Origin of the sequence: Acinetobacter minutum (genome assembly GCF_035916735.1) — a bacterium.
Classification (GTDB): Bacteria; Pseudomonadota; Gammaproteobacteria; order Pseudomonadales; family Moraxellaceae; genus Acinetobacter.
Window position 1 is genome coordinate 77,645 of record NZ_JAQIHG010000003.1, and the last position, 20,888, is coordinate 98,532.

Below are 20,888 nucleotides of genomic sequence, written 5' to 3' on the forward strand. Positions count from 1 at the left end.
GTATGTGCAGGCCAAGCAAAATCATCAAATTGCGCATAGTGTAACGATTCTGGCCTTTAAATGACATATCTATTGCTGCGGGTAGATTTTAGGACTTTCTATTTTTGCCGGCTCTCAATCCCTACCTGTCTCTAAGCGTACTAAAATCCTCTTTCCATAATTAAATGATCTTTTATTCAGCAAATTTAATACAAATCCTACAAACGGATAACCAAAGCACAGCAATCTCGAAGTTCCTCTCCACATTTCAACTTCATGGGTTTGCTAATTTGTGTCCATCGCAACAATGACACTGTAATACTGCGAAACACTGGAGTGAACCATGAAATTAAATGCCGTATTGTTATCCGCCACGCTGGCCACCAGTTCAATGATTGCCATGAATACACATGCTGACAGCGCAACCCATGTTGCCGCCGCAAGTGCTTTAGGCAGTGTCGTCGGCACAGCGGTCGGCAAGAATATGGGAGGAAATACAGGAGCAACGATTGGTGCAGCTTTAGGTGGAGCTGGTGGTGCGGCAGTTGCCAGCAATAAACGTCATCGTACCGAATCTGCCGTGGGAGGCGCTTTGGGTGCTGGTGCCGGCTATACCGTTGGTAAAAATATGAGTGGAACCAATGGCGGTTATATCGGTGCGGCTTTAGGTGCTGCAGGCGGTGCCGCACTCGGTAATAAAATCTCTAAAGACCGTGAATATGACAAATACCAGGAACGCCGCTGGAGCAAATACGGTTACTATCGTTGATCTGACCTAATCTTAATTAAGCACCTTCAGGTGCTTTTTTTATTTCGGATCGTTTTGTGTTCATTTGGTTTATATCGATAATAATCGATATACAAATGCAAAGAACCGACGTATGATCGGCTCATAGGCAAAATTGTGAGTGTTGTGGATGGCAACTTTATCAGAAACCAAATTTTCCATTTTAGAATTGGCACCTGTACGCGAAAATCACAGCATCGAATTTTCTTTACGGCATGCGCTGGAGCTTGCACAACACGCCGAAATGCTTGGCTATGACCGTCTCTGGCTGGCAGAACATCATAATATGGATGGGATTGCCAGTTCGGCAACCGCGGTGTTACTTGGTTTTATTGCAGCAAATACGCGTACCTTACGCCTGGGTTCTGGCGGCATTATGCTACCCAACCATGCACCGTTGGTGGTTGCCGAACAGTTCGGTACACTCGCTACACTGTACCCGAACCGGATTGAATTGGGACTAGGCCGTGCACCGGGCACCGACCAAATGACCATGCGTGCCTTGCGTCGTGGTCGTCAGGAAACTGAAGATCAATTCCCGCAGGATGTGTTGGAAATCTTGCAATATTTTAAAGATCCACAACCACAACAACGCATCGTTGCCACCCCGGGGCAAAGCACCCACATTCCGGTCTGGTTACTTGGTTCTAGCCTGTTTAGTGCCCAGCTTGCAGCGAAGCTTGGCCTACCCTACTCATTTGCTTCACATTTTGCACCGCGCATGCTGCATCAAGCCATTACGCTCTATCGTGAAAACTTCCAGCCTTCTGAGTATTTGTCTCAACCGTATGTCTCGATGGGTGTACCAACGATTGTTGCGGCAACTGATGCAGAAGCCCAATATCTTGCAACCAGTGGTTATCAACGGGTGCTGGGTCTGATGAGTGGCCAGAGCCTGAAGCTGAAACCACCGGTTGAAACTATGCAAGGTTTATGGTCACCGATGGAGCAACTTTCCGTGCAGAATTTTTATGCCATGGCGCAGATTGGGTCACCGGAAACGGTTAAACGAGGTTTACAGGATCTTCTGGACAAAACACAAGTCGATGAGTTTATTTTCACCTGTGACATTTATGACACCGCGAAACGTCTCGAAAATTTCAGTTTACTGATGGACATCAAGCAATCGGGTTAAAGACAAAAAACCGACCCTATGTGGTCGGTTTTTTAATTGCATGCTTTACAGGCAGGCACTCGTATATTGAAAAGAGTTTTAACTTAAGGATATCAATGGTGACTCTTAGCCAATGCGACGTTTTAAACCGGTCATTTGCAAGATACGGGTTGAAATTTCTTCAATCGACATTTCAGACACATTCAAGTATTTAATGCCTTCAGAAATATAAATTCCCTCTATCGCGCGCAGTTCCATTTGACATTGGTTAAAGCTGGCATAACGGCTATTCGCTTTGCGTTCAGTACGAATCGCCACCAGACGCTCGGCATCAATCATCAAACCAAACAATTTATGTTTATGTGGACGAAGCACCGCCGGTAAACGGTTGTCATCAAGATCTTCTTCGGTTAATGGATAGTTCGCTACACGAATACCGAATTGTAACGATAGGTAAATTGAAGTCGGTGTTTTACCTGAACGTGAGACACCAATTAAAATCAACTCCGCCTTATCATAATGGCGGGTACGGGCACCATCATCATTGTCGAGTGCAAAGTGCACTGCATCAATACGTGCCTTATAAGATTCCGAATCGGTTACTGCATGCGTCTGCCCCACCAGCGTGGTCGGTGGGGTACCCAACTCTTCAGAGAGTTTGCTGATCAAGCCTTCAAAGACATCCAGGTTCACGGCATTGGCGGTATTAATAATGTCACGCACATGCTGATCTACCAGCGTATCGAACACCAACGGTAAATTACCGTCACGGGTCTGACAATTGTTGATTTCAGTCACCACATTCATCGCTGCTTCTTCAGTGGTGATATAAGGAATAATATGAATGTCAAAATCGACGTTTGGAAACTGTGCGAGTAACGAGTGTCCAAGCGTTTCGGCGGTAATTGCGGTGCCATCAGATATAAAAAATACACTCCGCTTAATTTGTTTACCATCTGACATTAAAATTCTCCTTAAACATTTGTCTTAGTGCCTTATAATCTTTATAGTAAACCGAACTTTAAAAACTGTCGCTTAGTAAAATCAAAAAGCTAAGCGGCTTTTCTATATTTCATGCCAATATAGTGATTAATACTGCAACAGTGGAGTAAAAACTTTGGAAGCGCGCGTAATCGGTCTCGAAAAATTAGGAAAGCATGACGTCGAACTCGTTGGTGGGAAAAACTCATCACTGGGCGAGATGATCAGCCACTTATCCAATGCAGGTGTATCTGTTCCGGGCGGTTTTGCAACTACTGCTGATGCATATCGTGAATTTCTCGAGCAAAGCGGTCTTAATGCCAAAATTCAGGCTGAACTTGCTCAACTGAATGTCGATGATGTCAACGCCCTCGCTGCGACCGGTGCTAAAATCCGTCAATGGATTGTTGAGACTCCTCTTACAGCTGAGCTAGAAAAAGAAGTTCGTGCGGCCTTTGCTGAACTCTCTAACGGCAACCCAGACATCGCGGTTGCCGTTCGTTCATCTGCGACTGCTGAAGACTTGCCAGATGCATCTTTTGCGGGTCAGCAAGAAACCTTCCTGAACATTCGCGGTATCGATAATGTTCTAATCGCGATCAAAGAAGTTTTTGCTTCCCTATTTAATGACCGCGCCATTGCTTACCGTGTACACCAAGGTTTTGAACACAGCTTAGTCGCGCTTTCCGCTGGTGTTCAACGTATGGTTCGCTCTGAAACGGGTGCTTCAGGTGTCATGTTTACCCTGGATACCGAATCTGGTTTCCGTGACGTTGTATTCATCACTGCTTCTTATGGCTTGGGTGAAATGGTGGTACAAGGTGCCGTTAACCCGGACGAGTTCTATCTTTCCAAGCCATTATTGAACAACGGCAAACACGCTGTACTTCGCCGTAATCTCGGTTCTAAACACCAGAAAATGATTTACGGTGATGAAGGTACTGCAGGTAAATCAGTTGTTGTTGTTGATGTTGACAAACAAGAGCGTCAACAGTTTGCGTTGAATGATCATGAATTGCATGAGCTTGCGAAACAAGCCTTGATCATTGAACAACACTACGGTGCACCGATGGACATCGAGTGGGCAAAAGATGGCGATGATGGCCAGATCTATATCGTTCAAGCTCGTCCTGAAACCGTAAAAAGCCGTCAGAATGTCGGCACCATGGAACGCTACCTACTCAAACAAAAAGGTACGGTATTGTGCGAAGGTCGTTCAATTGGTCAACGTATCGGTTCGGGTAAAGTCCGCATCGTCACTTCAATTAAAGAAATGGATAAAGTCCAAGACGGTGACGTGCTTGTTTCTGACATGACCGATCCAGACTGGGAACCAGTCATGAAACGTGCGGCGGCAATTGTCACCAACCGTGGTGGCCGTACTTGCCACGCAGCGATTATCGCGCGTGAGCTTGGTGTTCCTGCAATTGTTGGTTGTGGTAACGCCACAGAAGTGTTAGTGGATGGTCAAGAGGTCACTGTTTCTTGTGCCGAAGGTGATACGGGCTTTATTTACGAAGGTGCGCTTGATTTTGAAGTTCAACGCAACTCGATTGAATCTATGCCTCAACTTCCGTTCAAAATCATGATGAACGTCGGCAACCCGGATCGTGCATTTGACTTCGCGCAAATTCCAAACGAAGGTATTGGCTTGGCGCGTCTTGAATTCATCATCAACCGTATGATTGGCGTACACCCTAAAGCCCTGTTAAACATTGACAGTCTGCCACGCGAAACTCGTGCTGCAGTGATGGCACGTACTGCGGGCTATTCTTCACCAATCGAGTTCTACGTTGAAAAACTGGTTGAAGGCATTTCTACGCTTGCTGCGGCTTTCGCTGACAAACCAGTGATCGTACGTATGTCTGACTTCAAGTCAAACGAATACGCTAACTTGATCGGTGGTAAGTTATACGAGCCAGAAGAAGAAAACCCAATGTTGGGCTTCCGTGGTGCGAGCCGCTACGTTTCTGAAAACTTCCGCGACTGTTTCGAACTTGAATGCCGTGCGTTGAAGAAAGTACGTGACGAAATGGGTCTGACTAACATTCAAATCATGATTCCATTTGTACGTACCGTGAATGAAGCAAAACGTGTCATTGAACTTTTGGCGCAAAACGGTTTGAAACGTGGTGAGAACGGCCTGAAAGTCATCATGATGTGTGAATTGCCAACCAATGCGCTCTTGGCTGAACAGTTCCTTGAAAACTTCGATGGTTTCTCAATCGGTTCAAACGACTTGACTCAGCTAACCCTTGGTCTTGATCGTGACTCAGGCATCGTTTCACAATTGTTTGACGAACGTGATCCTGCAGTAAAAGCCCTGCTTTCTATGGCTATTCATGCATGTCGCAAAGCAGGTAAATATGTCGGTATCTGTGGTCAAGGCCCATCAGATCACCCTGATTTGGCAAAATGGTTGATGGAACAAGGCATTGAGTCTGTTTCACTTAACCCAGACTCAGTATTGGATACGTGGTTCTTCCTTGCTGAAGAAAAAATCAAGCAAGCATAATGCTTGACTTACAAAAAGGCCCCTCGTGGGTCTTTTTGTCCTTTAATCTTCATTATTTTGGGATTTGGTATTTATGCAAATTTACTTGGCCAGAAATAACCAGCAAGCGGGCCCTTACAGCCTAGAACAAGTCAACGAAATGCTTGCCAGCCAGCAAGTGCTTCTTACTGATCTTGCCTGGCATGAAGGCATGACGGAATGGAAAGCACTAGGTGAACTGACTCAGGGTAAACTTGTATATGAACCTGCGGGTTATGTCCCTCCTAGACCTCAAGCTACACCCTTTCAGGATAGCTTCACACAAAGTGTTCGCAGTCCAAAGCAAAATTTAGAGACACTCGCGTCTTACAATTCACGTGCATTGGCAAAGATTATTGATTTATTACTCTGGCTACCGGCCTTTGCGATTCCCTCTTTAACCATGACGGAAGAGTCGGCCAATAAACTGATGCAATTACAGCAGAAGTCGATTACACCAGATACACAAAGCCAGATTTTGGCACTTATTTCCCCAGAAAGCTGGCAAATGATGGGGCTTTATATTGCGGTCATGCTGATTATCCAGTCGATATTAATCGCTAAAACTGGGCAAAGTATCGGCAAACGACTCACCAATATTCAGATTGTTGATCAGGACAGTGGTGCACAGGTCAATATGATTCGTGGTTTCTGGCTGCGCAGTTTCCTGTTTATTATATTGAACTTCCTGTTTATGCCTTTTATTACTATTTTGGACTATGGTTTTGCGTTCAGTAAAAGCCGTCAAACTCTACACGACAAACTCGCCAAAACAAAAGTCATCCGCCGCGCAAAATCCTAGTAAAATAGGGGGAAATTATCCCCCTATTCCTTTCCCGCAAATGCCTGTTATTTGTTCACTTTTCACACATTAAAAATAAAATCCGAGCAAAGAAATTGGTTATTTTTTAAAGGTATTTTAACCAATTTTATGTATAGCTTAGTTGAACGATATCAGGCATAATGCCCTACAACGTAGCGGTGCCGTACTATTGAGCGCTATTTTTTTGTAAGAAATTAATAACGCTCAATCATGCGACACTTGAATCGCTATCCCATATTTATTAGGGAATGGGACTCTTCACCGAGGTTGTAAAATGAGACAAACAATTTTAGCTGTATTGTCTTTATCAACGCTTGCTGCACTCCTCACTGGGTGTGGTGGTGATATGGTACTTCTAAACTCTAAAGGTCCAGTTGCGGAAGGTCTAAGCGGCCTCATGATGACTGCGATCTATTTAATGTTGCTTGTGGTGATCCCATCGATCATCATGGCACTATGGTTTGGTTGGAAATATCGCGCGTCAAATAAAGATGCAGACTATAAGCCTACCTGGGCACACTCAACTGCAATTGAAATTGTAGTTTGGGGTATTCCAGTCATTATTATTGGTATTTTAGCTTGGTTAACTTGGGTGGGTTCACACAAGTATGACCCATACCGTCCGTTAGAATCTGATAAAGCACCATTAACTGTTCAAGTTATTGCTGAACAATTTAAATGGATCTTCATCTATCCTGAGCAACAAATTGCGACAGTGAATGAAGTACGCTTCCCAGAGCAAACACCGGTAAGCTTCCGCATCACCTCTAACTTCACAATGAACTCATTCTTCATTCCACAGTTAGCGGGTCAGATCTATGCGATGGCCGGCATGCAGACTCACCTGAATGTATTAGCAAATGAAACTGGTGTATACCGTGGTTTCTCTTCTAACTACTCAGGTTATGGTTTCTCACAAATGCGTTTCAAAGCTCATTCTGTGACTGAAGCTCAGTTTGCCGAGTGGGTTGCAGCGGTGAAAGCAGGTAAGGGTAATACAATTAACCCTGCAGCAATTCAAAAAGGTGTTTTAGACCAAGCTGAATTTGCAACCTTGCGTGACGGTAACCGTGGTAAACACCAAATTGAAGCTTTGATTTCTAAAGCACAAACTCCTGAAGAGAAGGCTGCTGCTGAAGCAATGAAGCCTTACCCAACTAAGCCACATCCTGTGACTTATTACTCTTCTGTAGAGCAAGGCTTGTTTGAATCAGTGATCAACAAATACATGAGCAACTACCATGGTGGTAGTCATGCAGCTACTGCTGGCGCTCATGAGGCTGCTGCTTCTGATGCACATGCCGCTGTTGAACCCGCTTCTTCAGTTGTAGGGGAATAAGACATGAGCTTCTTATTAGGCAAGTTAGGTCCGGATGCTATTCCGTATGATCCAATTGTACTCGTCACAGTTGGATTGATGATCTTGGGTGGTATTGCAGCTGTTGTTGGTATTACCTACTTCAAAAAATGGGGCTACCTGTGGAACGAATGGTTCACATCGGTAGACCATAAAAAAATTGGTATCATGTATATCTTTGTGTCGATCGTCATGCTGGTGCGTGGCTTTGCCGATGCAATCATGATGCGTCTTCAGCAGTTCCTTGCACGCGGTGGCGGCGAAGGTTACCTGCACCCTGAACACTACGACCAGATCTTCACCGCACACGGTGTAATCATGATCTTCTTCGTAGCAATGGGTCTAGTGGTTGGCTTAATGAACATCTCTGTACCTTTACAGATTGGTGCTCGTGACGTTGCATTCCCACTATTAAACTCTCTCAGCTTCTGGCTCTTCACTGGCGCTGCAGGCTTGATGATGGCATCTCTTGCTCTTGGTGAGTTCGCTGCTACAGGTTGGATGGCTTATCCTCCTCTATCAGGTATCGAATACTCTCCTGGCGTAGGTGTGGATTACTATATCTGGGCGCTACAGGTGTCTGGTCTAGGTACGCTCTTAACCGGTGTTAACTTCTTTGTTACCATCATTAAAATGCGTGCGCCTGGCATGAAACTGATGGACATGCCAATTTTCACTTGGACTGCATTAGTTACTTCTGTATTGATCGTTGCAACCTTCCCAGTGTTGACTGCAACTATCGCGATGCTTTCTCTTGACCGTTACTTCGGCTTCCACTTCTTCACTAACGAGTTGGGCGGTAGTCCAATGTTGTACGTGAACTTGATTTGGACATGGGGTCACCCAGAAGTATACATCTTGGTATTACCAGCTTTTGGTATTTACTCAGAAGTTGTGGCAACCTTCTGCCGCAAAACATTGTTCGGTTACAAATCAATGGTGTACGCAACCGTAGCAATTGGTGTCTTGTCACTGGTTGTTTGGGTTCACCACTTCTTTACCATGGGTGCCGGCGGTAACGTGAATGCGTTCTTCGGTATCATGACCATGATTATTGCGATCCCTACTGGTGTGAAAATCTTCTCTTGGTTGTTCACCATGTACAAAGGTCGCATCACTTACACTACCCCAATGCTATGGACACTTGGCTTCCTTGTGACTTTCGGTATCGGTGGTTTAACAGGTGTATTGATGGCGGTTCCACCAGCGGACTTCCTAGTACACAACTCATTGTTCTTGATCGCTCACTTCCATAACGTGATTATCGGTGGTGTTGTATTCGCAATGTTCGCGGGTATCATCTACTACTGGCCAAAAATGTTTGGTTGGAAACTCAACGAAACTTGGGGTAAAGCGGCGTTCTGGTTCTGGTTCTTCGGTTTCTACTTTGCATTCATGCCACTTTATATCCTTGGTTTCATGGGTATGACTCGTCGTTTGAATACATATGACAACCCAGAATGGGATCCATACGTAACAATTGCGTTCTTCGGTTCTGTGCTTGTAATGATCGGTTTGATCTGCTTTGTATTGCAAATCGTTGTTGGTTTCTTGCAACGCAACCAAAACCTCGACCTTACTGGCGACCCATGGGATGCTCGTACACTTGAATGGTCTACTTCTTCTCCTGCTCCATTCTATAACTTTGCTCACTTGCCACAAGCTGACGGTATCGACCGCTTCTGGAATGACAAAGAAAATGGTGTAGCGTATGCACGTCCAGCGAAGTATGAAGACGTTCACATGCCAACCAACCGTGCTGCAGGTTTTGTTATTGCGATGTTCATCACTGTTATGGGCTTTGCATTAATCTGGCACATCTGGTGGTTAGTAGTTGTTACTTTCATTGGCGCAATCATTTCCTTCATCAACAGCTCTTTCACCAAGAAAGTGGACTACTATGTTCCTGCTGCTGAAGTTGAGCGCATTGAAAATGAACGCTATGCCCTACTTGAAAAACACTTGAAGAAGGACTAAGGATATGGCTGAAGTACTTCATCACGACAACCACGGACACGATGAACATCATCACCACGATGATACTGACATCACTGTCTTTGGTTTCTGGTCCTACTTGATGAGCGACTTGATTCTTTTCGGTACGCTTTTCATCGCGTTCGCTGTATTAAGCAGTCATGTTCCTGTTGGCACGCCAAGTGCAAAAGAACTTTTTGGTGAATCTTTAAGTTTCGTACTTACTGAAACATTTGCTCTTTTGATTTCTTCAGTAACATTTGGTTTTGCCGTACTTGCTTCATACAAGAAAAATGTTGGTCAGGTCATCACTTGGCTCGCAATTACTTGGTTATTCGGTGCAGCGTTCATCGGTATGGAACTTTATGAGTTCAATCATTTAGTTCATGCCGGTCATGGTCCAAGCACAAGTGCGTTCTTATCTGCGTTCTTTACCCTTGTAGGTACGCACGGTATTCACGTAACTTCAGGTTTGGTATGGATGATCGTGTTAATGGTTCAAATCAAGAAATATGGTTTGACGCTTGCGAACACTCGTCGTCTTGCTTGCCTAAGCTTGTTCTGGCACTTCCTTGACATCGTTTGGATCTGTGTATTCAGCGTAGTTTACTTAATGGGAGTTCTCTAATGGGTCACGATCATAACGCTGCTGGTGCATCGCACGGTAACTTTAAACAGTACACCATTGGTTTCATCCTTTCTGTAGTTCTCACCATCATCCCTTTCGGGATGGTGATGGGCGGTGGATTTGACCGTGGCGTACTGATCACTGCAATTGCAATTACTGCTGTTGCTCAGGTACTTGTACAATTAGTTTTCTTCTTGCACATGAATACCTCTTCAGAGCAACGTTGGAACGTGATTGCATTCGTCTATACAATCTTAACGATTGCCATCCTTTTGGTTGGTTCTGTATGGATCATGAACTACCTTCACTCCAACATGATGATCTAAACTGGTTGTCATGCTGAAAAAGTATTTATTCCTGACCAAGCCAGGAATTCTCTTCGGTAACTTCGTTACCACTTTGGGCGGCTACCTCTTAGCCGCCCAAGGTTCTGTAGATTTCCTTTTACTCCTTCTCACTCTTCTAGGTACAACGCTTGTTGTTGCCTCAGGCTGTGTTGTCAATAATGTTATTGACCAGGACATTGACCAAAAAATGCAGCGCACCCAAAACCGTGCGTTAGTAAAAAAAACGGTTTCCCCGACTGTCGCGCTGAGCTATGCGCTGGTGCTCGGTTTGATCGGTTTTAGCATTATTTGGTTTGCCATTAATGCCTATGCCTTCTTGTTTGCAGTCATTGGTTTTGTGGTTTATGTCGGTTTCTACAGCTTGTGGAGCAAACGCACAACCATTCATCAAACCGTAATTGGCAGTATCTCAGGCGCTAGCCCACCTGTAATCGGCTATACCGCTGTCAGCCATGAATTTGATCTGGCCGCGCTACTGATTTTTTTGGGTTATGCACTATGGCAAATGCCACACTCTTGGGCTATTGCAATCTACCGTTTTGATGACTATAAAAATGCAGGGATTCCAATTCTGCCTGTAGCACGCTCTGTGTTGCGCACAAAGATAGAATCATTGATTTATGTGGTTTTGTTTGTGATTGCCATGAACGGCCTGTTTTTTTATGGCTATACCAACTGGGTCTATTTTATCCTTCTGAATGTGCTCAGCTTTTACTGGATCTATTTGGGCATTATTGGTTTTAAAGCAGAAAATGATCAGCTTTGGGCCAAACGCTTTTTCTTGTTCTCGGTCATTCTAATTACCGTGATCAGTTTAAGCTTTAGTTTCACAACCCTCTCCCCGGCACCCCACATTCCACTTTTTTAATGCATTGAGTGGTTATCACCTCTATAACCACTCTTTTTCTTATCGAATTCTCTTCGCCACATTTTATTCTTTGATACTGTCCTGATTTGGCTATTTTTACTGCTAAACCGGAAAAGTATTTGTTTTCGGATGTGATCTTCTCTATAATTCAGCCTTCGCTATTCGCGACACAACCTATCCTGGTTGTGACTCCTTGCTTCTAGATTTTAATTTAGGGGCTGTATAAACCGTAAGGAGCTGACAATGCGTCACTACGAAATCGTACTTTTGGTACATCCAGACCAAAGCGATCAAGTGGTAGGTATGGTTGAACGCTATATCTCTCACATCAAAGAAGCAAACGGTCAAATTCACCGTTTAGAAGACTGGGGCCGCCGTCAATTGGCTTACCCAATCAACAAGATTCACAAAGCGCACTACATTTTGATGAACGTTGAATGTGGTCAAACGACTCTTGATGAGTTAGAAGAATTGTTCCGTTATAACGATGCAATCATTCGTAACTTGATCATCCGTCGTGAAAACGCAATTACTGAAGAATCTTTATTGGCTAAGAGTGCTGAAGAAAAACGTGCGCGTAAAGCTCAACGTGAAGAAGCACAACAAGCTCAAGATTCTGCTGAAGCTTAAGGAGAACTATCAATGGCACGTTTCTACCGTCGTCGCAAGTTCTGCCGCTTTACAGCTGAGAATGTTGCGTACATCGACTACAAAGATATCGACACTTTAAAACAGTACATCACTGAAAACGGCAAGATCGTTCCTAGCCGTATCACTGGTACTAAGGCTCGTTATCAACGTCAATTAGCGCTTGCTATCAAACAAGCTCGTTACTTGGCTTTGATCCCTTACACTGACAACCATAAGTGAGGTGATCTGTGGACGTTATCTTATTACAACGCATTAAAAACCTTGGCAAACTAGGTGATAAAGTTTCAGTGAAAGCTGGTTACGGCCGTAACTTCCTTATCCCTCAAGGTAAAGCAGTTGCTGCAACTGAAGCAAACACTGCTGCTTTTGAAGCTCGTCGTGCAGAACTTGAGAAGCAAGAAGCTGATATCTTGGCTGCTGCTCAAGCACGTGCTGACCAATTGAACGAAGTAAACATCGTGATCACTGCGAAAGCTGGTGACGAAGGTAAACTTTTCGGTTCAATCGGTACTCGTGACATCGCTGACGCGTTGACAAATGCTGGTCTTGAAGTTGACCGTGCAGAAGTTCGTTTGCCAAATGGTGCGCTTCGCAACACTGGTGAATTCAACATCGCGATTCAATTGCATCACGATGTAACTGCAGAAGTTCTAGTAACTATCGTTGCTGAATAATTTCGCAGTTAAAAAAGGGCATGCTTTTGCATGCTCTTTTTTTTTCTAAAAAATTGGAGGAACTGGCCTCTTTTTATGCATTAACCCATCCGGATTGCATGAAATTATCAATCAACTAATAGCTTAACTTTAGAAAAAATTGTTTTAAGATAGAGTACAAATTTTCCGTCTTTACTCTCCATTTTTTGCTGAATATCTACAGGGCTCTTTATGTCTCAGGCAAGCGTCACTACGCCATTTCCTACGGTCAATGCTGACAATAAAAAATCTGCAGATTCAGGCCAGCTCAAAGAGTTCCGTACCCCTCCACACAACCTGTCCATTGAACAGGCCGTGTTAGCCGCATTGATGACAGTGGCTGAATCGTTTGAACAAGTCAGTGATATTCTCAAGGAAAGTGATTTTTACGCCACCCGACACAAATATATTTTCCGTGCGATCGAAAAATTGGCACAGGAAAACTCACCTTATGATGCCGTACTGGTCAATGACTGGCTGATCAAACAAAACCTGCTCGAAGCTGCAGGTGGTGAAGAATATCTAATGCAACTGATGGCGGACTCCCCTTCAAGTTTTTATAACTTGGAAACCTACGCCAACAAGATTCGCGAATTCGCCACCTTAAGAAATATGATCAAAGTAAGTAGCGAAATTTTGCAGAATGCTTATGACACGAAGGGTCGCAGCGTGAGTGAAATTCTGGACTTGGCAGAAACCAATATTTTCTCGCTAGCGGAACAGCATAACAACAATAAGAAAGATAGCGGTCCAAAACCGATTACATCAGTCGTTGCCGACGTATTTGATAAATTAAACGAACTTTCCCAACTCGATGGCAATATCACCGGTTTATCCACCGGCTTTATGGAACTCGACAATAAAACCTCTGGCATGCAGGCCGGCGATCTGATTATTGTCGCGGCACGTCCATCGATGGGTAAAACCACTTTTGCCATGAATCTGGTTGAAAGTGTTTTGTTTAACTGTAATTTACCTGCGCTGGTCTACTCGATGGAAATGCCTGCAGACTCGATTGCCATGCGTTTGATTTCTTCTTATGGCAAAGTGCATCAGGGGCATTTACGTTCTGGTAAACTCGATGGTGAAGAATGGTCCAAAGTCACTGGTACCATTTTGCAATTACAGGAAAAGCATCTGTATATTGATGACTCTTCTGCCCTGCCACCGACTGAGTTACGTGCCCGTGCACGCCGGATTGCCAAACAGCACGGAGGAAAACTGGGTTGTATTATGGTCGATTACCTGCAATTGATGAAAGTTCCAGGTATGGGTGATAACCGTGTCGGCGAGATTTCTGAAATTTCGCGTAGTTTGAAAGCACTGGCCAAAGAAATGCAATGTCCGGTGATTGCCTTGTCTCAGCTGAATCGTTCTCTGGAAAACCGCCCGAATAAACGTCCAGTCATGTCGGATCTACGTGAATCCGGTGCAATCGAGCAGGATGCTGACTTGATCATGTTTATTTACCGTGATGAAGTCTATAACAAGGAATCAAAAGAAGCCGGTACTGCGGAAATTATCATTGGCAAGCAGCGTAACGGCCCGATTGGTACAGTGCGTTTGGCTTTTGAAGGCCAATATACCCGCTTTAGTAATTTATCTCCGGAATATTACAACCAGTTTGATGATGACGAATAAAAAGCTAAACTGTTTTAAATCTTCTATAAAACAGAGGATTTAATGAGAATAATAGATACAGCCTAGTTTTTTTAACTGACAGGTCTACAATACGGCTCAAGCAGCGCAAAAGCCCTATACCATTTGCAACTTTTGCCTTTTCTTTTGATTCAGGCTGTCTGTTTTCATTGTTAAACAGCCTTTTACTTCCCCCAAGGAGTTCCAGGGTGCGTCAAGCTACCATTTGTATTGACAGTACAGCACTGCAATATAATTTTAACCGTGTCAAACAACTTGCTCCAACCGCCAAGATTGTCAGTATGGTCAAAGCGAATGCCTATGGACATGGAGTGGAGCACTGTTTAGCGGCCTTGGCTGAGTCTGACGCGTTTGGTGTAGCCTGTCTCGAAGAAGCACTGGAAATTCGTACATTGGGCTATCAAAATGACATTACCCTGATTGAAGGGGTATTTAGTGCCGATGAAATGCCGAGTGTCATTGAGCATAGTATTGAGTGCATCATCCATCATCAGCAGCAACTGGACTGGTTACGTGCACATAAAACAGCCTATATTGCACAGGGTCTGAAAGTTTGGGTCAAGCTCAATAGTGGCATGAACCGTTTAGGATTTAAGCTACCTGAAATTATTGATGTCATTCAACTCCTTAAAAATGAAGGTTTTACTTGTGTATTGGCCATGCATTTTGCCAACGCAGATGCGGATCATCCCTTAAATGAACAGCAAAAAAGCCAGTTTTTACAAGTAAAAGCAGCATGTGATCCCATTCTCGCCTCTTGCTGTAATTCAGCTGCTATTTTTAAATGGCCAGAACTGCATTTTGACTATGTTCGTCCTGGTATTATGTTGTACGGTGCAAGTCCATTTGCCGATCAAAATGTGCATGCTTTAGATTTAAAACCCGTAATGTCTTTCACCGCACAGATTATTGCCCTGAATACCATTCAGGCCGGTGAACAGGTCGGTTATGGTTCAACGTTTACCGCTGAACAGACCATGACGATTGCGATTGTCTCGATTGGTTACGGTGATGGCTATCCACGTGCCTATCTACAGCCAAATTTTGTCGCTGTTCAAGGTCAGCTTACGCCCGTGATTGGACGAGTCAGCATGGATATGATCGCAATTGATGTCACAGGATTAGACGCAACGTTAGACAGTGAAGTTGAACTCTGGGGCAAACATCGTTTAGTGGATGATGTGGCAACAGCAAATGGTACGATTGGCTATGAACTGCTGTGCCGAATGACCACACGTCCGCGTCGTCATTTATTGTAAAATTTAGCTGGCTTGGATCAAGCTGATCATACGTTCATTTATAGCCAGAATAATCTGATCCTATTTGCAATAATCAGGATCAGGTTTCGGCATCGCCTGCAGCCCTTTTCGCAAGGTTTCAGACCACTGCCGGCTGATACTCTCAAAATACGGATCTTGTTCATAAATACGCTTGCTACAGGGCACATTGAGACTATCTTTTTGATAAATCACCGCATCCAAGGGCATCCCCACCGAAACATTGGAACGCAAGGTTGAGTCAAAAGAAATCAAACAGCAGCGAAAAGCCTCATCGAGGGGCATGGTATAGTGCAGCGCACGATCCAAAATCGGTTTGCCATATTTACTTTCTCCAATCTGGAAATACGGCGTATCACTGGTCGCACAGATAAAATTCCCCTGCGGATAAATGTGATACAGTTGCATCTCACCACCCCGAATCTGTCCACCGACAATAATATTACAGTAGTAATTGCTCTGTTCATGCTTATCGGTGGTGACTTCCTCAATCACTTTTTTTAAGGTGTGTCCGACCAGTTCCGCCACTTCGAACATGGTATTGACACTATAGAGATGGGGTTCCTGTTTTAAGGTCAGATGATTTTCCAGATGGCCAATCACGGCCTGAGTGGTGGCCAAATTGCCAGACGTTTGGATCGTGATAAAACGATCTCCCTTAATGCCGAAGGTAAACAGTTTTCGGAAAACCGAGATATGATCGACGCCAGCATTGGTACGGGTATCACTGACAAAGACCAAACCATCTTTTAACCGCATCGCGCAACAGTATGTCATTTTCAATATCCCTTTTCTAACAACGTAAAACCTGTACTGTGGAATCCATCTGCTCGATTCCACCTTTCTCACGCACCCCGCGAATGGGGGCAACATCAAAATAATCCCGGCCTAAGGCCACATAAATATGCGAACCTGGGGTGAACAACTGATTACTGACATCAAAACAATACCATGAATGGTCTAAAAACACTTCTGCCCATGCGTGACTGGCAAGATGCAGCGTTTCCGGTACATACAGATAGCCGGAGACATAACGCGCCGGCAAACCCAAGGCACGGCACATGGCGATAAAGACATGACTATGATCCTGACATACCCCTTGTCGATGCATAAAAGCATCAATTGCAGAGGTATGTACGGTGGTGATATTTGGCACATAGGGGATATGAGCCAAAAGTGCTTGTGCGAGTTCGATCAGACAATTGCGACTCGGCTGGGTCACGTAATGCCGTGCAAACTCCAGCATCGCTGCATTACATTGTGTGAGCATGGTAGGCTGTAAAAAAATCTGAGGCTGAATCCGGCTGGCTACTCCTATTTCTGCATCAGGATTAATGACAATGATCCCTTGTGCCATAATACTCAACCGCTGGTAAGTATAGCGCTGTTGACTGCTGATCCAAATATTATCAAAAGCATCGCGTTTCGTTACCGATACACCAGGAACCTGAATATTCCAGTCCAGCACCTGCTGATGTGCACTGCTTTGCGGTGTCATTTTGATGTACTGCACACTGTTTAATGACCATTCACTATAGTGATAATGAGTCTGGTGATTCACCATCAACTTCATGCTGCCGCCTCGAATTCAATCTGTAACTGTTGCGTTAACGCATACAGTTGGATTAACTCGGGCTGCTTTTTAAAATCATGCCAAGCTGCATTGATCGTATGCCACCCCATCACATCCAAGGCATCCAGCCACTGTGCTAATTTATGAATATGTTGCGCTGTCGGTTGCTGTAAGCGGATCTGCCAGTCCAGTAATTCCAGCTGCTGGCCCAACGCAAAAAATGTCCATACTTCTGGCAACTCGGCCTCAAGTAACGAAATACAATGACTGATTACACGACAGATTGTAACGGGTTGCTGGCTTGCAGCACGCACCAGTTGATTGAGTTCAGCATAGACTTTGGCTGACAACACACCACGTAAATCCTGAAGATTGGCCTGAACCTGCTGTAACTGCTGCGTCAATGATAAGGACTGTACAGAATTCTGTATCAGTGCATTCAGCGAGGCTGCACCATCAATATCCAGACCAAAGCCTTGAGCAAAGGCATGTGCGTGTTGATCCTGTTCAAATGGCAGATGCCCACATAACTGTTGAATGCGGGTCAAATAACGCGCTAACCAATAAATACTATGGGCGTTCGACTTTAATAAAATCATGATAATTATTTCCCTCTTCCGGCTTCAGGAATGTAGCTGATCAATTACCCAAGTATCTTTGATGCCTCCTCCCTGCGAGGAGTTCACCACCAAAGATCCTTCTTGCATCGCAACCCGAGTTAAGCCGCCCGGCACAATTTCAGTGCGGTAAGGTGAACTTAAAATGAAAGGACGCAAATCAATATGTCTCTCAGCCAGTCCTTTTTCGGTCAGGGTTGGTGCTACGGACAAATCCAGTGTTGGTTGCGCGATATACAGATGAGGCTGAAGCCGTAATTTATCCTTAAACTGAGCAATCTCAGCAGCCGAAGCCTGTGGCCCCACCAACATGCCATAACCGCCTGAACCTTGCGCTTCTTTTACAACCAGTTGATCGATATGCTGCATGACATAGTCTAAGTCTTGCGCATTACGGCACTGATAGGTCGGAACATTGTTGAGAATGGGTTTCTCCCCCAGATAGAACTCGATCATCTGATCCACATAGGGATAAATCGACTTGTCATCTGCAATCCCGGTGCCCGGTGCATTGGCAATCACCACATTATGCTGCAAGTAGGCTGACATCAAACCCGGCACCCCCAGACAACTGTCTGGACGGAACATCAACGGATCGAGAAATGCATCATCCACACGGCGATAAATGACATCAACACGTTGCCGACCACGAATCGTTTTCACATAGACTTTATCTTGCTCCACAAAAAGGTCCTGCCCAGTGACTAATGGCACATCCATTTCTCGTGCAAGGAAGGCATGTTCATAATAGGCGCTGTTAAAACGTCCAGGAGTCAACACGACGATAAAAGGCTGATCCACCTCGGCATTTTCGCTCAAGATCTCCCGAAGTAAGGCCGGATACTGTTCAATGGCATAGAGTGGATTGGACTGGCATAAATCTGGCATCAATTGCTGGCTAATCTTGCGACTTTCCAGCATATAGGAGACCCCAGAAGGCGTCCGCAGGTTATCTTCGAGCACATAAAACTCACCTTTACCGTCACGGACAATATCAATCCCGCTAATATGCGCATAAATATTGCCTTTCAACTGATGCTTGAGCATATGTGGTTGAAATGCTTCATGGGTAAAGATCTGCTGTTCAGGAATCAGTCCTGCCTGCAAGATGTCTTGCTGATGGTAAATATCCTGTAAAAAATGGTTCAGTGCACGAACACGTTGGGTACAACCTTCAGCAATTTTGTCCCATTGCTTTTTTGCAATCACGCGCGGAATCAGATCAAAAGGAATCGTGCGTTGTAAATCTGCCTGATCACCATACAGCGCAAAGGTTATATCCTGATATAAGAGATGCTGTTTGGCTTGCTGGTTCAGCTCATCCAATTGCTCCAATGTATGTTGGCACAACCACTGCTCGATTTTTTTCGAGGCTTCGCCATGCATCGAAGCATCATCGAGCATTTCATTAAAAAATCTCGACTTTAACTGATCAAAGATATGTGCTGTGGTCGGTGCCATCTCCTCAACACGAGCAAGAACCGGCGGCAAGTTCGACTCACCACTATAATTTTCTGTAGGTAATCCGGCAAACTCATTATTTTCTTTTAACATTATGGTTCCTCTGTGTTTTTCTCTTCTATTTGCCAAAAAAATGCAAATTTGATGCCACTATCCCTGTTCTTTCTATTTATTCTCGAATGAACTACTGAGTTCAAGCAGAGTTTTGCGATAATCTGTGACTGAATATAAACAGCAGCTTCAGCAATACTTGCCAAAATAGATAAGTTTTTTTATTGTGTTTGCCAACGTGCGTTGAATCGCGCGGTATTTTTCTCTTCTTAACCTGATTTATTCTTCTATTATGTCTTCACAAGAAAAAGAAACATCAAACAGCCTGTATCGCCAATGGCAAATCCTGTCCCGCCTTTCAACCGGAAAATGGATGGGAACACGTGAACTGCAGGAAATTTTACAACGTGAAGGCATCGACATCAGCTTGCGCACCATCCAACGTGATTTGAACCAGATTTCGCAACGTTTTCCCATTGAAAGTAATAAAACCGTGCCTCAGGGCTGGCGCTGGCGTTCAGATGCCCCAATCCAAAGTTTGCCGCATATGACCAGCTCACAGGCAGTAACCTTTATGATGGTTGAGGAGCATCTCAAGCATTTACTGCCACCGAGCCTGATCGAAGAAATGAATCCTTGGTTTGACCTGGCTCGGCGCAGTCTTTCCACACAAAATAACGTAAGGCAATGGGTGAACCGGGTCAGGATTGTCCCAGCGACTCAACCCTTGATTCCTCCTGTGGTTGAACGACAAGCACAGCAAGCCATTTATGAAGGACTGCTGCAGGATAAACAGATCGAGTGTCTTTACCGCAGCCGTGCCGCCCAAGGTGAAGACCGTCGTTATACGCTAAACCCTTTAGGGTTAGTGCAAAAAGGCGCTATTATTTATCTGGTCTGCACCCGACATGATAAAAGTGATGTGCAAACCTTTGCTCTGCACCGTTTTAAGTCAGCCACTGTGCTCAATTCACGCGCTTTACATCCTGTTGATTTCAACATTGACGAATACATTGAGTCTGGCGCTTTAGGTTTCCGTGTAGATTTCAATATCCCCACTCACCAGGTTCAACTGCATTTAGTGATGCATGAAAATGATGCCAGCTATTTTTATGAAAGTCAGTTGAGCAAAGATCAGATCATTCAGCCTTACCATGAGAATCAGGTCGAAGTGATCGCGACCGTGCCTTTTACCTCACAACTGGTCTGGTGGTTGCGCAGCTTTGGTAAGAAAATAATCTCTATTCGACCAGATGAAGTCGCACATGCTGTCTATGAATCAGAAGAGGCATCTGCAAAACCTGAATAAAAAAGAGAGCTTCTGGTCGAAAGCTCTCTTAGATTTATTATTATCATTTTTGTAAAAATAAACTTGTTATTATTGTTGTGTGGACGACAGCACAAATTCACCTTTCAGCCCCACGCCTCTTGTGAATTTGCACACGTTTGAGTGCATCATCGCGCAAGCTTTAGCAAGCCAGATCATTGCGATTATAGCGAATCATTTTCTTTGTCA

General features: G+C 44.5%; 20 protein-coding genes. 15 read left to right on the forward strand and 5 right to left on the reverse strand.

The features are described from left to right. Positions 1 to 322 precede the first annotated feature (322 nt). Both PAE54_RS02285 and PAE54_RS02290 read left to right on the forward strand, forming a co-directional pair. Positions 323 to 748, forward strand: a complete 426-nt coding sequence (locus tag PAE54_RS02285; RefSeq protein WP_326518271.1) for a glycine zipper domain-containing protein — start codon at positions 323 to 325, stop codon at positions 746 to 748. A gap of 148 nt (positions 749 to 896) precedes the next feature. Next, complete coding sequence (locus PAE54_RS02290) at positions 897 to 1,901, forward strand: LLM class flavin-dependent oxidoreductase (RefSeq protein ID WP_326518272.1); 1,005 nt, start codon at positions 897 to 899, stop codon at positions 1,899 to 1,901. Between the two features lie 105 nt (positions 1,902 to 2,006). On the opposite strand, the gene ppsR is transcribed toward PAE54_RS02290, so the two are convergent. Next, entirely contained in the window at positions 2,007 to 2,843 is an 837-nt protein-coding gene (ppsR, locus tag PAE54_RS02295; RefSeq protein ID WP_273776805.1) for a posphoenolpyruvate synthetase regulatory kinase/phosphorylase PpsR, read from the reverse strand. Between the two features lie 154 nt (positions 2,844 to 2,997). On the opposite strand from ppsR, the gene ppsA reads away from it, so the two are divergent. The 12 genes from ppsA (at position 2,998) to alr (ending at position 15,652) form a co-directional block, all read left to right on the forward strand. Continuing rightward, entirely contained in the window at positions 2,998 to 5,376 is a 2,379-nt protein-coding gene (gene ppsA / locus PAE54_RS02300) for a phosphoenolpyruvate synthase (RefSeq protein WP_326518273.1), read from the forward strand. A 73-nt stretch (positions 5,377 to 5,449) separates the two neighbouring features. Beyond that, entirely contained in the window at positions 5,450 to 6,196 is a 747-nt protein-coding gene (locus PAE54_RS02305; RefSeq protein WP_326518274.1) for an RDD family protein, read from the forward strand. 295 nt (positions 6,197 to 6,491) lie between these two features. Further along, the gene (gene cyoA, locus PAE54_RS02310) at positions 6,492 to 7,556 is read left to right on the forward strand and encodes a ubiquinol oxidase subunit II (protein ID WP_273776808.1); all 1,065 of its coding nucleotides are present in this window, start codon (positions 6,492 to 6,494) and stop codon (positions 7,554 to 7,556) included. Positions 7,557 to 7,559: 3 nt separating this feature from the next. Further along, positions 7,560 to 9,551: a cytochrome o ubiquinol oxidase subunit I gene (gene cyoB / locus PAE54_RS02315; protein ID WP_273776809.1), complete on the forward strand. Its 1,992-nt coding sequence runs from the start codon at positions 7,560 to 7,562 to the stop codon at positions 9,549 to 9,551. A 4-nt stretch (positions 9,552 to 9,555) separates the two neighbouring features. Beyond that, positions 9,556 to 10,176, forward strand: coding sequence for a cytochrome o ubiquinol oxidase subunit III (cyoC, locus tag PAE54_RS02320; RefSeq protein WP_326518275.1), 621 nt, complete (start codon positions 9,556 to 9,558; stop codon positions 10,174 to 10,176). After that, the gene (locus PAE54_RS02325) at positions 10,176 to 10,502 is read left to right on the forward strand and encodes a cytochrome o ubiquinol oxidase subunit IV (RefSeq protein ID WP_273776811.1); all 327 of its coding nucleotides are present in this window, start codon (positions 10,176 to 10,178) and stop codon (positions 10,500 to 10,502) included. Before cyoC ends, PAE54_RS02325 begins: the two co-directional genes overlap by 1 nt. Positions 10,503 to 10,512: 10 nt before the next feature. Next, positions 10,513 to 11,391: a heme o synthase gene (gene cyoE / locus PAE54_RS02330; RefSeq protein ID WP_326518276.1), complete on the forward strand. Its 879-nt coding sequence runs from the start codon at positions 10,513 to 10,515 to the stop codon at positions 11,389 to 11,391. A gap of 243 nt (positions 11,392 to 11,634) precedes the next feature. Continuing rightward, on the forward strand, positions 11,635 to 12,021 hold the full coding sequence (gene rpsF, locus PAE54_RS02335; protein ID WP_273776813.1) for a 30S ribosomal protein S6: 387 nt from the start codon (positions 11,635 to 11,637) through the stop codon (positions 12,019 to 12,021). A 12-nt stretch (positions 12,022 to 12,033) separates the two neighbouring features. Next, the gene (rpsR, locus tag PAE54_RS02340; RefSeq protein ID WP_004928375.1) at positions 12,034 to 12,261 is read left to right on the forward strand and encodes a 30S ribosomal protein S18; all 228 of its coding nucleotides are present in this window, start codon (positions 12,034 to 12,036) and stop codon (positions 12,259 to 12,261) included. Between the two features lie 8 nt (positions 12,262 to 12,269). Then, positions 12,270 to 12,716, forward strand: coding sequence for a 50S ribosomal protein L9 (rplI, locus tag PAE54_RS02345; RefSeq protein WP_273776814.1), 447 nt, complete (start codon positions 12,270 to 12,272; stop codon positions 12,714 to 12,716). Positions 12,717 to 12,926: 210 nt separating this feature from the next. Beyond that, a complete protein-coding gene (gene dnaB / locus PAE54_RS02350) occupies positions 12,927 to 14,375 on the forward strand; it encodes a replicative DNA helicase (protein ID WP_326518277.1) in 1,449 nt (482 codons plus the stop codon). Between the two features lie 206 nt (positions 14,376 to 14,581). After that, positions 14,582 to 15,652, forward strand: a complete 1,071-nt coding sequence (gene alr, locus PAE54_RS02355; protein WP_326518278.1) for an alanine racemase — start codon at positions 14,582 to 14,584, stop codon at positions 15,650 to 15,652. A gap of 60 nt (positions 15,653 to 15,712) precedes the next feature. On the opposite strand, the gene PAE54_RS02360 is transcribed toward alr, so the two are convergent. The 4 genes from PAE54_RS02360 to PAE54_RS02375 are packed head-to-tail and all read right to left on the reverse strand — an operon-like array spanning position 15,713 to position 19,414. After that, positions 15,713 to 16,447, reverse strand: a complete 735-nt coding sequence (locus PAE54_RS02360; RefSeq protein ID WP_326518279.1) for a proteasome-type protease — start codon at positions 16,445 to 16,447, stop codon at positions 15,713 to 15,715. Positions 16,448 to 16,463: 16 nt separating this feature from the next. Next, entirely contained in the window at positions 16,464 to 17,243 is a 780-nt protein-coding gene (locus PAE54_RS02365; protein ID WP_326518280.1) for a transglutaminase family protein, read from the reverse strand. Next, the gene (locus PAE54_RS02370; protein ID WP_326518281.1) at positions 17,240 to 17,842 is read right to left on the reverse strand and encodes an alpha-E domain-containing protein; all 603 of its coding nucleotides are present in this window, start codon (positions 17,840 to 17,842) and stop codon (positions 17,240 to 17,242) included. Before PAE54_RS02370 ends, PAE54_RS02365 begins: the two co-directional genes overlap by 4 nt. 24 nt (positions 17,843 to 17,866) lie before the next feature. Next, positions 17,867 to 19,414 carry a circularly permuted type 2 ATP-grasp protein gene (locus tag PAE54_RS02375; protein WP_326518282.1) on the reverse strand — a complete coding sequence of 516 codons (1,548 nt, stop codon included), beginning with the start codon at positions 19,412 to 19,414 and terminating at the stop codon, positions 17,867 to 17,869. A 250-nt stretch (positions 19,415 to 19,664) separates the two neighbouring features. On the opposite strand from PAE54_RS02375, the gene PAE54_RS02380 reads away from it, so the two are divergent. Further along, entirely contained in the window at positions 19,665 to 20,681 is a 1,017-nt protein-coding gene (locus tag PAE54_RS02380; protein ID WP_326518283.1) for a helix-turn-helix transcriptional regulator, read from the forward strand. Positions 20,682 to 20,888 lie beyond the last annotated feature (207 nt).